The sequence below is a fragment of the Roseovarius dicentrarchi genome, assembly GCF_003316635.1.
Taxonomy (GTDB): domain Bacteria; phylum Pseudomonadota; class Alphaproteobacteria; order Rhodobacterales; family Rhodobacteraceae; genus Roseovarius; species Roseovarius dicentrarchi.
The window spans coordinates 1-13,940 of record NZ_QNQP01000022.1 but is presented as its reverse complement, the minus strand read 5'-3'; the positions used below and the strand labels follow the sequence as shown (position 1 = coordinate 13,940).

General features: G+C 62.4%; 16 protein-coding genes and 1 pseudogene. 9 read left to right on the top strand and 8 right to left on the bottom strand.

Translation table 11 applies throughout. The annotated features are described in order from the left end of the window. The first annotated feature begins 25 nt into the window (after positions 1-25). On the top strand, positions 26-1,069 hold the full coding sequence (locus DQ230_RS13880) for an aldo/keto reductase (RefSeq protein WP_113913208.1): 1,044 nt from the start codon (positions 26-28) through the stop codon (positions 1,067-1,069). A 9-nt stretch (positions 1,070-1,078) separates the two neighbouring features. Here the strand turns inward: DQ230_RS13880 and DQ230_RS13875 are convergent, their stop codons facing one another. Continuing rightward, positions 1,079-1,942 (bottom strand): helix-turn-helix domain-containing protein, encoded by an 864-nt coding sequence (locus tag DQ230_RS13875; protein WP_113913207.1) that lies wholly within the window; start codon positions 1,940-1,942, stop codon positions 1,079-1,081. Positions 1,943-2,048: 106 nt separating this feature from the next. Here DQ230_RS13875 and DQ230_RS13870 point away from each other — a divergent pair, with 106 nt between their 5' ends. Further along, a complete protein-coding gene (locus DQ230_RS13870) occupies positions 2,049-2,255 on the top strand; it encodes a DUF2061 domain-containing protein (protein WP_113913247.1) in 207 nt (68 codons plus the stop codon). Between the two features lie 42 nt (positions 2,256-2,297). Here the strand turns inward: DQ230_RS13870 and DQ230_RS13865 are convergent, their stop codons facing one another. From DQ230_RS13865 to DQ230_RS17395, 4 genes are all read right to left on the bottom strand, one after another. Further along, complete coding sequence (locus DQ230_RS13865) at positions 2,298-3,002, bottom strand: NUDIX hydrolase (RefSeq protein WP_113913206.1); 705 nt, start codon at positions 3,000-3,002, stop codon at positions 2,298-2,300. 28 nt (positions 3,003-3,030) lie between these two features. Further along, positions 3,031-3,423, bottom strand: a complete 393-nt coding sequence (locus DQ230_RS13860; protein ID WP_113913205.1) for a DUF983 domain-containing protein — start codon at positions 3,421-3,423, stop codon at positions 3,031-3,033. Between the two features lie 146 nt (positions 3,424-3,569). After that, complete coding sequence (locus DQ230_RS17400; RefSeq protein WP_275263549.1) at positions 3,570-4,094, bottom strand: GGDEF domain-containing protein; 525 nt, start codon at positions 4,092-4,094, stop codon at positions 3,570-3,572. A gap of 88 nt (positions 4,095-4,182) precedes the next feature. Further along, positions 4,183-4,983, bottom strand: a complete 801-nt coding sequence (locus tag DQ230_RS17395; RefSeq protein ID WP_113913246.1) for a response regulator — start codon at positions 4,981-4,983, stop codon at positions 4,183-4,185. A gap of 87 nt (positions 4,984-5,070) precedes the next feature. On the opposite strand from DQ230_RS17395, the gene DQ230_RS13845 reads away from it, so the two are divergent. The 4 genes from DQ230_RS13845 to DQ230_RS13830 are packed head-to-tail and all read left to right on the top strand — an operon-like array spanning position 5,071 to position 8,376. Next, positions 5,071-5,355, top strand: coding sequence for a DUF3572 domain-containing protein (locus DQ230_RS13845; RefSeq protein ID WP_113913203.1), 285 nt, complete (start codon positions 5,071-5,073; stop codon positions 5,353-5,355). Next, the gene (locus DQ230_RS13840; RefSeq protein WP_113913202.1) at positions 5,352-6,062 is read left to right on the top strand and encodes an HAD family hydrolase; all 711 of its coding nucleotides are present in this window, start codon (positions 5,352-5,354) and stop codon (positions 6,060-6,062) included. Before DQ230_RS13845 ends, DQ230_RS13840 begins: the two co-directional genes overlap by 4 nt. After that, complete coding sequence (locus DQ230_RS13835) at positions 6,059-6,961, top strand: DMT family transporter (protein ID WP_113913201.1); 903 nt, start codon at positions 6,059-6,061, stop codon at positions 6,959-6,961. Before DQ230_RS13840 ends, DQ230_RS13835 begins: the two co-directional genes overlap by 4 nt. A 23-nt stretch (positions 6,962-6,984) precedes the next feature. Continuing rightward, on the top strand, positions 6,985-8,376 hold the full coding sequence (locus DQ230_RS13830; RefSeq protein ID WP_113913200.1) for an MATE family efflux transporter: 1,392 nt from the start codon (positions 6,985-6,987) through the stop codon (positions 8,374-8,376). A 4-nt stretch (positions 8,377-8,380) separates the two neighbouring features. On the opposite strand, the gene DQ230_RS13825 is transcribed toward DQ230_RS13830, so the two are convergent. Beyond that, positions 8,381-8,785, bottom strand: a complete 405-nt coding sequence (locus tag DQ230_RS13825) for a hypothetical protein (protein ID WP_113913199.1) — start codon at positions 8,783-8,785, stop codon at positions 8,381-8,383. Positions 8,786-8,794: 9 nt separating this feature from the next. Then, positions 8,795-9,997 carry a pyridoxal phosphate-dependent aminotransferase gene (locus tag DQ230_RS13820; RefSeq protein WP_113913198.1) on the bottom strand — a complete coding sequence of 401 codons (1,203 nt, stop codon included), beginning with the start codon at positions 9,995-9,997 and terminating at the stop codon, positions 8,795-8,797. Between the two features lie 88 nt (positions 9,998-10,085). Here DQ230_RS13820 and DQ230_RS13815 point away from each other — a divergent pair, with 88 nt between their 5' ends. From DQ230_RS13815 to DQ230_RS13805, 3 genes and pseudogenes are all read left to right on the top strand, one after another. Next, positions 10,086-10,496, top strand: coding sequence for a helix-turn-helix domain-containing protein (locus tag DQ230_RS13815; protein WP_113913197.1), 411 nt, complete (start codon positions 10,086-10,088; stop codon positions 10,494-10,496). Next, positions 10,480-10,740 carry a succinate dehydrogenase assembly factor 2 gene (locus DQ230_RS13810; RefSeq protein WP_113913245.1) on the top strand — a complete coding sequence of 87 codons (261 nt, stop codon included), beginning with the start codon at positions 10,480-10,482 and terminating at the stop codon, positions 10,738-10,740. Before DQ230_RS13815 ends, DQ230_RS13810 begins: the two co-directional genes overlap by 17 nt. A 109-nt stretch (positions 10,741-10,849) precedes the next feature. Next, a pseudogene (locus DQ230_RS13805) lies at positions 10,850-11,128 on the top strand (MarR family transcriptional regulator); the annotation flags it as partial. Positions 11,129-11,330: 202 nt separating this feature from the next. On the opposite strand, the gene hsdR reads toward DQ230_RS13805, so the two are convergent. Further along, a complete protein-coding gene (gene hsdR, locus DQ230_RS13800; protein ID WP_113913196.1) occupies positions 11,331-13,682 on the bottom strand; it encodes an EcoAI/FtnUII family type I restriction enzme subunit R in 2,352 nt (783 codons plus the stop codon). Positions 13,683-13,940: the final 258 nt, after the last annotated feature.

The following is a 13,940-nucleotide window of genomic DNA, read 5'->3' as shown; positions in this document are numbered from 1 at the left end:
GCAAAAGATGAAAGGATTTTGCGCGATGAAGATGAACCCGCTTGGCCGTACCGGCCTGATGGTGTCCGAGCTGTGCCTTGGCTCGATGACCTGGGGCAGCCAGAACACCGAGGCCGAAGGACACGCCCAGATCGACCGCGCGCTGGAGCGTGGCATCAACTTTATCGACACGGCCGAGATGTATCCCGTCACGCCCAAGACCGCCGAAACCCAAGGCCGCACCGAAGAGATCATCGGCACATGGCTGGCCGCAACCGGGCGGCGTGATGATGTCATCATCGCCAGCAAGATCAACGGGCCGGGCATGTCCTATGTGCGCGGCGGCGGGCCGATCAACGCAGACGGCGTGCGGCAGGCTGTTGAGGGATCGCTGAAGCGGATGCAGACCGATCATATCGATCTGTATCAGCTGCACTGGCCCAATCGCGGCAGCTACATGTTTCGCCAGAACTGGGATTATGATCCCTCGGGGCAGGATACCGCCGCCGTGCTGGACGATATGGCCGAAACGCTGGAGGCGCTGGCCGCCGAGGTCGCACGTGGCACCATCCGCCATGTTGGCCTGTCGAATGAAAGCGCGTGGGGCACGGCGCAGTTTTTGCGGCTGGCCGAGGCGCATGGCTGGCCGCGTGTGGCCAGTGTTCAGAACGAATATTCGCTGCTGTGTCGCCTCTATGACACCGATATGGCCGAGTTGAGCGCGCATGAGGATGTTGGCCTGCTGGCGTTTTCCCCGCTTGCGACCGGCCTTTTGTCGGGCAAATATCAGGGCGGCGCGGTGCCCGGCGGCTCGCGCATGTCGATTATCAGCGATCTGGGCGGGCGCGCGACGCCGCAGGTCTATGCCGCCGTGCAGGCCTACTTGGACATCGCCGCGCGCCATGATCTGGACCCGGTGCAAATGGCGCTGGCCTGGACGTTGACGCGGCCCTTCGTGACCTCGTCCATCTTTGGCGCAACGACCATGGCGCAGCTGGATCTGGCGCTGGGGGCGGCGGATATCACGCTTGGCGACGCCGTCATGGACGAAATTGCGGCCGCCCACCGGGCGCATCCCATGCCCTACTGACCGCGGATTTCAGGTGCGGATATCGCCCGCGAGATCGCGCAGATATGTGGGCATCTCGCGGCCCGATACCGATGCCTCGCGCACAAGGTGATCGAAATGCCCGGTCAGGGCCTGCACCCGTTCAGTATCGCGGAAGGCCATGTAATTGCGCCCGATATACAGCACCGCCAGAAGCGGGCCAAAGATGGTGACGGGCGCCGAATAGACACGGCGCGCGTCAAACAGCGACAGCCGCAAACGGGGATAAAGCTGCTGCGTGACGTCCACCAGCCGCGCGATCTGCGCGCGGCGCACGTCCAGCGGCAGGCCGTGATAATAGCCCTCGGCCCGCACGAAACTGTGCAGTTCATACAGCGGCATGGCGATTTCGTAATCGGATTGTGCACTGCGCATCCAGTCCAGACGATCCTCGGACGCGCCGATCACCTGATCGGTGCTGCGGCCCAGATGCGGTGCGTATTCCCATTCCAGCATCGCGCGCGTTTTCAGCATATCGGGCATCGCGGCCGGGACATGGCGTATTTTATAGCCCGCCGCCTCCTTGTGCCAGTCAAAGATCTGCGCATCGACGGCGGCGCGCGGCGCTTCGGTCAGGGACAGCGAATTGGCCAAGATGTCGCTTGCCGTCTCGGGCCGGTCCGTCAGACCCAACAGCCAGTCGGCAGAAATGCCAAGGCTGCGCGCACATTCCCCGACGACCTGCGCATTGGGCAGACGCGCGCCCGCACCGCCGAGCAGTTGCGACACGGTCGAGCGGTCAACGCCGATGGCGCGGGCCAGCGCGCTTTGGCTCATGCGTTTGGTTCCCATCGCCTCGCGCAGGCGGGACCGGAACAGGGTGGCGCGGGCGCGTTTGTCAGTTTTTACCATCATTGGTGATCTTTATCACCAATGCAGGGAAATGTTAACTGCATACGGAATGCTCATCCTGCCGCTGTCAGGCTACCAAGGCCCTGTAATGCATCAATTTGGAGGATTTATGGAACGCCCGCGCCGCACATTTGTCAAAGCGATCATCTGGAACCTGAACGGGTTACTGGTGATGAGCCTTGTCGGCTATGCCATGACCGGATCTGCGGGAACTGGCGGGCTAATGGCGCTGGTGAACACCGTCATCGGCCTGAGCCTTTATGTTCTGTACGAGCGGATCTGGTCCCGTATCGCCTGGGGGCGAACGCATGCCTGACCGATCGTGGCGCTGAGGGGCGCCGCGACGCCCATGGTGGGCCTACTTCAACTGGTCCAGCGATCCTTGGCCGCGCAGGCGCAAAAACAGGCTTTCCTCGTCGTCGTTGCGAAAGAAGGGGACGGATGCGGGCGGCGGCGCGCCATCGGCGCGCGCGGCCACTTCGGCCAGCACGACCTCTGTTATGAAGGGCAGGTCAAACCGGCGCGCGTCGGGCAGGGGCACCCATTGCAGGTGCGACAACTCTTCGCTGGCGGCGCTGAAATCCGTTGGATCGCCTGCGATGCGGTCCGCGTCGATCAGGAAAAACCGCGCGTCAAACCGGCGGGGATGCCCCGGCGGCGTGATCGCGCGGAACACAAATTGCAGCGCGCTGGCATCGGGGACAAAGCCGCGCGCGGCGAACTCTGTCCAATCCTCGGGAACGGGTCCGGCCCACTGGCCGGGGCGCCCGATGATCAGGCCCGATTCCTCCCACAATTCGCGAATGGCCGCCGCCGCCAGCGCCGGGGCAAGGCCCGGCGCGCTGTCCTCGTCCAGCCGCGCCGCGCACAGGCCGGGCAGCGGGGCCGCCAGCGGCACGGCGGCATCGCCGGGATCGACAGCGCCGCCGGGAAAGACGAATTTGCGGGGCATGAACGCAGCCTGCGCGCCCCGTTGCCCCATCAAAACCTGGCGTTCCGCGCCGTCCCGGCGCAATGCAATGACGGTTGCCGCATCGCGGATCTGCGGTGATTTAACAGACATCGCGCCCCCCATTGCCGATCAGACGCGCTCAGGCGCTGGTGCCAAATCCGTGCATCTGCCGCGCCCATTGAAAGCCGACAACCGCGCCCTTCAGCCGTGGCAGAAGATAGAGCGACAGGCCGACGCAGCCAATGGCAAAGATGGTAAACAAAACCAGCGGTTCGGGCCGGAACTGAACGAACACGATATGCAGCATGGGCGCCATGATATGGCCGACGATAAGGATCGTCAGATAGGCGGGACCATCATCGGCACGGTGCTGCGACAGATCCTCGCGGCAGACGGTGCATGTGTCACGCACCTTTAGGTAGCTTTTCAGCAGCGGCCCCGAGCCGCAATTTGGGCATTTACAGCGAAAGCCCTTGCGCAGCGCGGGCCAAAGCTCGCGCTCGGCGGCCTGGGTGGTGATCTGGTCGGTCATGAAACCCTCAAAACGTGTTTGCGGGCAATTTGGGGCAGTGGCGGTCAAAAAGAAAGGGGGAACACGCAGACCGGACCTTTACGCGCGCATTTGCCGCGCAGACCCTGCGCCGCATTCCGCGTCTTTTGCGCAGATGCAAAGCGCGGTCATGCAGCGGAGCGGGCGCTGATTGTGACATTGTTGCGCCCGCGCGCCTTGGCCCGGTAAAGGGCGCGATCGGCCTGATCCATCAGCGCATCCAGAGTGCCGGTGGCCGCGTCCAAAGGTTGGCCACCCTGACCCATCGCCACACCGATGCTGATCGTGACATGAACCGGACCCGCCTCGCCCTTGGGCATGATGGCGGTATTGGCGATCTGGCGGCACAGAAGGTCGGCGGTGCGGCGCGCCTCGTCGCCGCCCGCGCCGGGCATGATGATCAGAAATTCCTCCCCGCCGATACGGGCAACCAGATCGCCTTCGCGTACGCTTTGGCCCAGAATATCGGCGACATGGCACAAAACCCGGTCGCCTGTGGCGTGGCCGTGGGTGTCATTGATGTGTTTGAAGTGATCCAGATCGGCCACCATCACGGCAAATTCCCGCGCCTCGGGCGCGCGTGTCGTGACCTGCTCGCGCAGGAACGGCATCGCAAAGCGGCGGTTGTAAAGGCCGGTCAGCGGGTCAATCATCGCGGCGCGCAGCCCGTCATGCAGCCGGGTGCGCAGCTGGTCAATGGCCTGCTTGCGCTGGATCTGGCGGGTCATGCGCAGGGCCCATTCACCCAGATCCGCATCCCCGACGATGACATCGTTCGCGCCCATGTCCAGCAGGCTTGCCGCCAGCGGATGGCAGCCCGTCGGCACCAGCGCCACGATGCGGCTGTGCCTTGCCTCGGGCGCGGCGCGCAATTCCGCCATCAGCTCCAGCGCCTTGTCGCTGGTCGTGGCATCCCCCGCGCGGCCCGGTATCAGCAGCACGAACACATCCGCAGCGGGGGGCGCCCGGCGTTTGCGTGACAGGGCCACTGGCCCGGAGTGCCGTGATCTGGTGGCGGCAGGCGCTGCGCAGGCGGGTGCGCAGCGCCATCGCGTCGGCCATATGGACGCCCAGCAGCGTGATGCGGCCGGGCCGGTCAAACCCGCCCTGCGCCTCGCCAAAGCCGGCGGCGCAGTCGGACCCGGCATTCAGGCGCATATCCTGAAGCGCGTGATGCTGGCGAAGCAGGCCGCGCAGCCGGGCCAGCATGATCCGCTCGTCTATGGGCTGGATGATCACGTCATCCGCGCCGGCCTTCAGCACGTCAACGCGGGCCTTCGCTGTGTTTTCCGGCAAAAGCGCGACAACCGGGATGAGGGCCGTGGCCGGCGCGGTGCGCAGCGCCTCGATCAGGTCGGTGCAGGCCATATCCGGCAGGGCGGCCCCGACGATGATCAGGTCGGGCCGCACCGCACGCACCATGTCCAGCGCATCACGGCCCGAAGGGGCCTGCGACACCTGAAAATGGGCCGCCGACAGTTTCACCTTGAGAACGATCCGGTTGGTCGCCACTGCGTCGATGATCATTATTTTGCCTGACATGGGCCGCGCCCTTTCCCACTTGCCCTTTTATAATCTCCAACTATCCATGGAAGTGGTTAAGAAAACCTTTCCGGGATTATTAAGCTTATGACGATTACGCGGGAATCCGCCGAAACACTCGCCTTGCAATGTATGGGATGGCTGCTGTCCCATGACGAGCTTTTGCCTGTTTTCATGGGCGCAACCGGCGCGGGCGAGGATGATCTGAGGCGAGGCGCGGGCGACCCGGTGTTTTTGGGTGCGGTGCTGGATTTCTTAATGATGAATGATGAATGGGTGGTCGAATTTTGCGCTTTTGCCGGCGTGGCCAATGATTTGCCGATGCGCGCGCGTGCCGCGCTGCCCGGTGGACAGCAGGAGCATTGGACATGACGGCCCTGTCGGCCCGGCGCGATATCGGCGGGATCATCTTTGACAAGGACGGCACGCTGTTCGATTTTCACACGACCTGGGCCGATTGGACGCGCGGCCTGCTGGCCCGTCTGGCCGCCGAACATGACGTGTCGGCCGATGCTTTGGCCGACGTCGTGGATTTTGACCTGAAAGAGGGCCGCTTTCTGCCCGAAAGCCCGCTGATCGGCGCGACGAACCGGGAGGGCGCCGAGCTGCTGGCCAGCGCCATACCCGGCGCGGATGCCACCCGGATCGAAGACGTGATCCGCCTGACATCGGCCAGCGCGCCGCTGGCGCCCGCCGTGCCGCTGGCCCCGTTTCTGACCGGGCTTGCCGCGCGCGGGATCAAACTTGGACTGGTCACGAACGACACCGAATTTGGCGCGCGTGCGCATCTGGGCAACGCGGGCGTGCTGGAGCATTTCGATTTCATCGCCGGATATGACAGCGGCCACGGCGCCAAACCTCAGCCGGGCGGCCTGCTGGCCTTTGCGCAGGCGATGGGGCTGGCACCTGCGCGGGTGGCGATGGTTGGCGACAGCACGCATGATCTGATCCCTGGACGCCGGGCGGGCATGCATACGCTGGGTGTGCTGACCGGCATCGCAAAAGCACCCGAGCTGGCGCCCCATGCCGATGCGGTCCTGCCAGATATCGGCCACATCCCCGGCTGGCTGGACGCATGAGGCGGCACCCCGCCTTCGGCCTTGGGCTGGCGGCGTTCGGGGCGCTGGCGCTGACGCCGGATGCGATGCTGCTGCGCCTGTCGGGTATGGACGGGCCGCAGATGATGGGCTGGCGCGGGCTGTTCATGGGCACGGCGCTGCTGTTGATCTGGGCGGCTGTATCGCGCAGGCGTCGCGCCGATCTGGCGCTGCTGGGCAGCGGCGCGGGCATCGCGATTGTGGCGTGCCAGTTTTTCAACTCGTCCCTGTTTTCGTTGGGCATCGCCGGCGCGCCTGTTGCCATCGTGTTGTTCGGCGTTGCCACGACGCCCATCTTTGCGGCGCTATTCGCACGGGCGCTTTTGGGCGAGCGGACAGCGCGCGCAACGTGGATCACCATTGCCGCCGTTGCCGCCGGGATCGGCATCGCCGTTCTTGGCGGTGGCGGCGTTGTGGCGCCGACCGGCGCGGTGATCTTTGGCGCGCTGGCGGGGCTGGGGGTGGCGGCGATGCTGGCGCTGAACTTTGTCGTGTTGCGCGCCCATCCGCAGCTGCCCATTCCGCTGCTGATCGGGATCGGCGCGCTATGCGCCGGCGCGGCGGGCATCACGGCAACCGGCCCGGCGCAGATGCTGGATGGCAAAGTCTGGGCCATTGCGCTGACCGGCTGCGTTGTGCTGCCGGTCTCGTTCATGTCGCTGTCGTTTGCGTCGCGCTATACGGCGGCATCGAATGTCAGCCTGCTGCTATTGCTTGAGACGGTGCTGGGCCCCGTCTGGGTCTGGCTGGCGCTGGGCGAGGATCTGACGCCGGCCATGCTGCTGGGCGGGGGAATCGTTGTCGGCTCTATCGCGCTATACCTGCTGCACGCCCGGCGCTTTGCCTACAAGGCACGCGTGCGACCGGGCGCGGCGAACTGATTTTGACAGGCAAACAGACCGCTATGCAACGCCGCCAAATCCCCGATCCAGCCGACGCGTCCGGCCATCCGTCATACCGGCGCGATGCGCGGTCGATTCTGGCGCTGGGCCTGCCGTTGATTGGCAGTCATCTGGCGCAGATGGCCATTCACCTGACGGATTCAATCATGCTGGGTTGGTTCAGCATCGAGGCGCTGGCGGCGCAGGTTCTGGCGCATATGTTTTTCTTTTCGATCTTTATTCTTGGGTCGGGATTTGCGTTTGCCGTCATGCCGATGGTGGCAACGGCGGTGGCGGCAGGCGATGACACCCAGGTCCGGCGCATCACGCGCATGGGGTGCTGGGCGTCGTTGATCTATGCCGCGCTGGTGCTGCCATTGATGGTGCAATCCGAGGCGCTGTTTCTGGCGCTGGACCAGAATCCGCAAACCGCAGCGCTGGCGGCGGAGTATCTGGGCATTGCCGGCTGGGTGATCGTGCCGGCGCTGCTGGTGATGGTGCTGAAATCCTATCTGGCCGCGCTGGAGCGCACCCAGCTTGTGCTGTGGCTGACATTGGCGGGCGTGGTGTTGAATGCAGGCGTCAATTACGCGCTGATTTTCGGCAATCTTGGCTTTCCCGAGATGGGCGTGCGGGGCGCGGCCATCGCATCGCTCAGCGTCACCAGCGCGACGCTGGCCGCATTATGCATCTATGTGGCCTTTGCCACGTCCGAACACGCCATGTTTCAGCGCGTCTGGCGCCCCGATTGGGAGGCGCTGCGCGATGTGGCGCGTCTGGGCTGGCCGATCGGCGTGACCAACCTGTTGGAGACGGGGCTGTTTGCCGCGTCATCCATTATGATGGGGTGGCTGGGCACCGTCGCGCTGGCGGCGCACGGGATCGCGCTGCAACTGGTGTCGCTGACATTCATGGTGCATCTGGGCATGTCCAATGCGGCGACGGTGCGCGCCGGGCAATCCTTTGGGCGGCGCGACCGGGCGGCGCTGCGCCGGGTGGCGCTGGTGGCCGGCGGGCTTTCGGGCGCGTTTGCAGTGATCATGGCGGCGACATTCGTACTGATGCCCGTTCCGTTGATGTCCGTCTTCCTCAGCCCGACAGACCCGGACCGTATTGCGGTTCTGGCTGTTGGCGGCGGGCTGCTGGTGGCGGCGGCGATTTTCCAGCTGGCCGATGCGGGGCAGGTGATGGCGCTGGGCCTGCTGCGGGCGGTGCGCGATACGCGCGCGCCGATGATCATTGCCGGGATCAGTTACTGGATCATAGGAATTCCGGCCAGTTACGTCCTGGGCTTTCCGCTGGGTCTGGGCGGGGTTGGCATCTGGATCGGGCTGGCCATTGGTCTGGCGCTGGCCTCGACCCTGCTGGCGCTGCGGTTCTGGCGCTGGACCGGACGCTGGCAGCCCGGCGTCTGACCGGTCACTCGTCGGCCAGTATCCTGTCGGCCTTCTTGCGCACCAGAACGGTGCGCAGATCATGCATCGCCAGAAGCAGCGCATCGGTGACCGCGTCCAGCTGCTCTTCGGTGGCTTTGGACTGCACCCAATGCGCGGTGGTGTTCAGGTAATCCACCGCGCGGTGGATATCGTCGATATCGCGGTATTCCTGTAATTGCAGCCGCTCGGCCATCCATTCGCTGATGACGCTCATATCGCGCTGCGTGAGCTCGCGGTCGCCATGGGCCTTGATTTCGCCCTTGCGGATGTTGACGACCGCGATCTGATCCATGTCGATCCGGCGCTGCCTGTTTTCAGTATCCACGCGAAACACGAACGCCCCGTTTTCGCGCACCCTGAAGTAATATTGCGGCAGATCTGGGGACATGTCTGACCCTTAGCTCAGGCTTTTGCAGAAGGTCTGAATGCGCGTGCAAGCCTCTTTCAGCGTTTCGTCCGAGGTGGCATAGCTGACGCGGAAATAAGGCGACAGCCCGAACGCGGCGCCAAAGACGACAGCCACGCCGGTATCCTCCAGCAGGGCGGTCGCGAATGTTTCGTCATCGGTGATTTTCGTGCCGCCCGGAGTTGCCTTGCCGATGCATCCCTTGATCGAAGGATAGACGTAAAACGCGCCTTCCGGCACCGGGCATTCAATGCCTTCGGCATCGTTCAGCATGGACACCACCAGATCGCGGCGGCGCTGGAAAATCCCGTTATGCTTGGGGATGAAATCCTGCGTGCCGTTCAGCGCCTCGACAGCCGCCCACTGGCTGATCGAACAGGGGTTCGAGGTGCTTTGGCTCTGGATCAGGCGCATGGCGGTGATGATCTGCTCGGGCCCGGCGGCATAGCCTATGCGCCAGCCGGTCATGGCATAGGCCTTGGACACGCCATTGCAGGTCAGCGTGCGGTCATACAGCTGCGGCTCCACCTCGGCGGGGGTGCAGAATTTGAAATCGCCGAAGACCAGATGTTCATACATGTCATCCGTCATGATCATCACATGCGGATGGCGCAGCAGCACGTCGGTCAGCGCCTTCAATTCGTCCCAGGTATAGCCCGCGCCGGTCGGGTTGGAGGGGGAGTTGAAGATGAACCACTTGGTTTTCGGCGTGATCGCCGCCTCAAGCTGCGCACCGGTGATTTTATATCCGGTGTCCATGCCCGCCTCGACGAACACAGGCTCGCCGCCCGCCAGCAGGACCATGTCAGGGTAGCTGACCCAATAGGGCGCCGGAATCACCACCTCGTCGCCGGGGTTCAGCGTCGCCATGAAGGCATTGTAAAGGATCTGCTTGCCGCCGGTGCCGACGCTGACCTGGGCAGGCTTGTAGTCCAGATTGTTGTCACGCTTGAATTTGGCGCAGATGGCCTGCTTCAGCTCGGGAATGCCATCGGGGGCGGTGTAGCGCGTTTTCCCGGCGTCAATGGCGCGTTTCGCGGCCTCGCGGATGTTTTCGGGCGTGTCGAAATCCGGCTCGCCCGCGCCCAGGCCGATCACGTCGCGGCCGGCCTCTTTCAGCTCGCGGGCCATGGTGCTGACGGCGATGGTGGGCGACGGTTTGACGCGCGACAATGTCTTTGACAGCGTGGTCATGGCAAGGCTCCGGTTTGAAATCTGGACCAGAGTGTTCTAGGTTGCGCAAAGGCGTGGTTCAAGCACGTTCAAACAAAGGACCGTCATTATGAGTGTTGATACACCGGACGAATGGTTTGACCCCGAGGCTACGACGTTCGGCGATCGTCTGGCCGGCGCGCGCGAACTGGCCGGAATGACGCAGGCCGAACTGGCCAAGCGTCTGGGCGTCAAGAAAAAGACGATGGACGACTGGGAAAACGATGTGCGCGATCCGCGTGCCATGCGCCTGTCGATGCTGGCGGGGCTGCTGAACGTGTCGCTTCTATGGTTGCTCACCGGCGAAGGGGATGGGCCGGGTGATCCGGGTATTGCCAATTCCTACGTTCGTGGTGGTCGGCAGCTGATGGACGAAATCCGCGATATTTCCGAACAGATGCGGCTCGCATCCGAGCGGCTGGCCCGTGTTCAGGAAGAACTGCACGAAATACTGAGGGATGACGATGCCGGAGCCGCGTGACACCCGCCTGCGCCGCCTGACCATGCGCTCGATGCGGCGCGGTATCCGCGAGATGGACATTCTGATGTCGCGCTATGCCGCTGCCCGTCTGGACGGGCTCAGCGATGCCGATCTGGATATCTATGATGCCTTGCTGGAGGAAAACGATCAGGACCTGTACCAGTGGGTCAGTGGCCAGGTGCCCGCGCCCGAGCAGTATCGCGCCATGATCGGCGATATCGCAGCCACCCCGGACACGGCCTGACAATCGAAACTAGATCGCATTTTACAGGATAAGTGCGATTTGCGCGCTTTATTTAACCGATTATTCGGCAATTTGGGTCAGTTTCCTTCCGAACAGGTTTTGTACGGAGATGGAAATGAGCATGCACAACCCAATGGCGCCACCCGGCACTGATCTTGGATTTATGTCCGGATATCTTGACGCGTTGGCGCTGGTCGAACGGCTGCACCGGTTGCTTCTGGACGTCATCAAGGATGAATTTGAACGTGTCGGCGTTCTGGATATCAACGCCGTTCAGGCGCTGTTGTTGTTCAACATCGGCGATAACGAAGTCACCGCCGGCGAGTTGAAGTCGCGTGGTTATTATCAGGGCAGCAATGTCAGCTACAACCTGAAGACATTTGTTAAAAATGAGACATAAGGAGAGGTTTCTTTTTGGTTATCTGTAGGGCTGCTCAAGTACTCCCCCGGCCACCCCCATAATTCTTTGGGGGCCGCGCGACCCCGGACGGGGGGAAGGGCGGAAAGGCTGACGCATATAAAGCTCCAGAGATATCGCGCCCAAAACGAGCCGGGACACACCCCAGGCCCCCACCGTTTCCACTGCAGTTTCACGAGCGGTATAGCCCTCTTTGCACCGCTCGAAATGCTTCCTTCACTGCACTCAATTCGCCCAACTTCGTCTTGCTCTCACTCACGCTGCCATATCGAGCCGTCAGGTACTGTCCGAGTTTCTTAGTCCGCAGTTCGCTCTCGCCGTTCTCTTCGTAGGCCTTGAGGATACCCTTCAGAAGGTCGCGCATTTCCTCTTGAAAGTCGCTTAGTCCCTCCTCCCTGACCTTATCGGCACGATCCGTTCTCGTCTTCGGGTCGCTTGCGTACATGACATAGGCCAGCACGTCGAAGAGATCGCTGTCAGCAGCATCCACGAGTTGACGAATGTCCTCCAACCGGTCCTGATCGTATCCATGTTCCTCAAGCTGCGTCAGGAAATGCTCACGATTGTCAGGGTCGCTCCAGATGGTTCGTAGTTCATCCTCATCGGTCACCATGTTTGAGAGGTCTCCGAAGAGCCGCTCGAGGAACTCCCGTGCTGACATGGGTTTCCCGTCTGGACCCCAGTAGGAAGTGGCCCTGACGTACTGGATGTGCCGCACTTTGCCGTCTGCCAGCTTCACCACGAGTTTCTCTTGAGGATCGTCCGAGGTGTCACCGGAGTTGTCCCCGGTGTCATCGTCACCATCCTTTTCTGAAGTATCATCGTCGGTTGCGTCTTCGTCTTTCTTTTTGCGATCCGGTGGTGGTCCATCAGGTGGCAGCGGGGGACCATCCCATTCGGGATCAGCGAAGTTCTCATGCGCCTTCACGAAGTCCCAGACGGTAAAGAAGTCCTTCCCGTCATAGACCCGCGTTCCTCGCCCGATGATCTGCTTGAACTCGATCATGGAGCGAATGGGGCGCATTAGGACGATGTGGCGGACATTCCTTGCATCGACCCCGGTAGACAGCTTTTGCGACGTTGTCAGGACCGTTGGGATGGTCTTGTCGTTGTCTTGGAAGTTACGGAGGTGCTGCTCTCCGATCTTCCCGTCGTCGGCAGTCACCCTGTGGCAGTAGTTCGGATCGTCGCTCGTCTTCACTTGGTTGATCAGTTCTCGGACAAGAGCTGCGTGTCGTTGTGTTGCGCAGAATACCAGCGTCTTCTGTCTCTGGTCGATCTGGGACATGAACTCTTCGACCCGGCTCTTCTCACGTTCCGGTATCTCGATGACGCGGTTGAAGTCCCCCTCGGTGAACGTCTGTCCTGCTTCTACCTCCCCTTTGATCACCTCATCCACGGGGTCGTAGACGTACTCGTCGATGGTACTGGCCATCTGGCGCACCTTGAACGGGGTGAGAAAGCCGTCTTCGATACCGTCTTTGAGGGCGTATTCGTAGACCGGCTCACCAAAGTAACCATAGGTGTCGGCGTTGTGCTTGCGCTTTGGCGTGGCGGTCAGTCCAAGCTGCACTGCTGGGGAGAAGTGGTTGAGAATGCCCCGCCATTGGCTCTCATCTTGCGCTCCACCTCGGTGGCACTCGTCGATCACGATGAAGTCGAAGAAGTCCTGCGGGTAGCCTTCGTACGTTGCCTCGCCCTCACCGGTCATGAACGTCTGGAAGATCGTGAAGAAGACGCTGGCGTTTTTTGGGGGTTTCCCTCCACGCTTGCGGAGGGTCGCTGGGTCAATCCGTGTCACAGCGGTTGGATCGAACGCGGAGAAGGCATTGTAAGCCTGATCTGCGAGGATGTTGCGGTCAGCTAGAAAAAGGATGTGGGGACGTCGCACAGGTTCCCGCTCGAGGCTCCACTTCGCATGGAACAGCTTCCAAGCAATCTGGAAGGCGATGGAGGTCTTGCCTGTGCCCGTGGCAAGCGTCAGGAGAATGCGGTCCCGTCCCTGAGCGATGGCCTCCAGCGTCGCCATGATGGCCTTGTGCTGGTAGTAGCGAGGCTCCCACTTGCCACCGTCTGTCTCAAAGGGGACTTCTCCGAAGCGGAGACGCCACTCGTTGTGGTCTCCGAAGGTACGATCCCAGAGATCATCTGGTGATGGGAAGGGGAGAGACAGGTCATCTTTCTCAGCGCCTGTCTCCATGTCGCACTGGAACCACTTGAGGCCGTTTGAGGCGAACGCAAAGCGGGACCCGAGGCGCTGGGCGTAGTCTTTGGTCTGACCTACGCCTTCCCGGTGGCTGAGACCCGCTCGCTTGGCCTCCAGCGTCGCCAGCTTGTGGCCGCGATACTCAAGTACATAGTCGCAGGAGAGACCCTTGCCGCGCCTGCCGCCTGACTGGATGCGTCCTGGACAGATGACCTCACGTCGAACCTTAGAACCATCCTGCCCCCAGCCTGCCGCCGCAAGGACGGGGTCTATGCGCTCGGCGCGGGTATCGGCTTCGGTTTCTTCGTGTATGCTCATCAGTTCTCTTACCCTGTTGGCTTGGATGCCATCCGCTCAAGCATCCGGTCCCAAAGCGTTTTCGCTATCTCCTGATCGTTCTTAGCGAGGCTCGCCTCCCGCAGCAGCCAGAGCGGATACCACTTGCCGTCTGCGGGTTTCGCTAATTCCCGGACACGGATTTCAGTAATTCCCGGACACGCGTTTCGGTAAATCCCGGACAGGGATTTCGGTAATTCCCGGACAGCTCCGGGGGCCTTGGGTACGGTTGGTCATCGC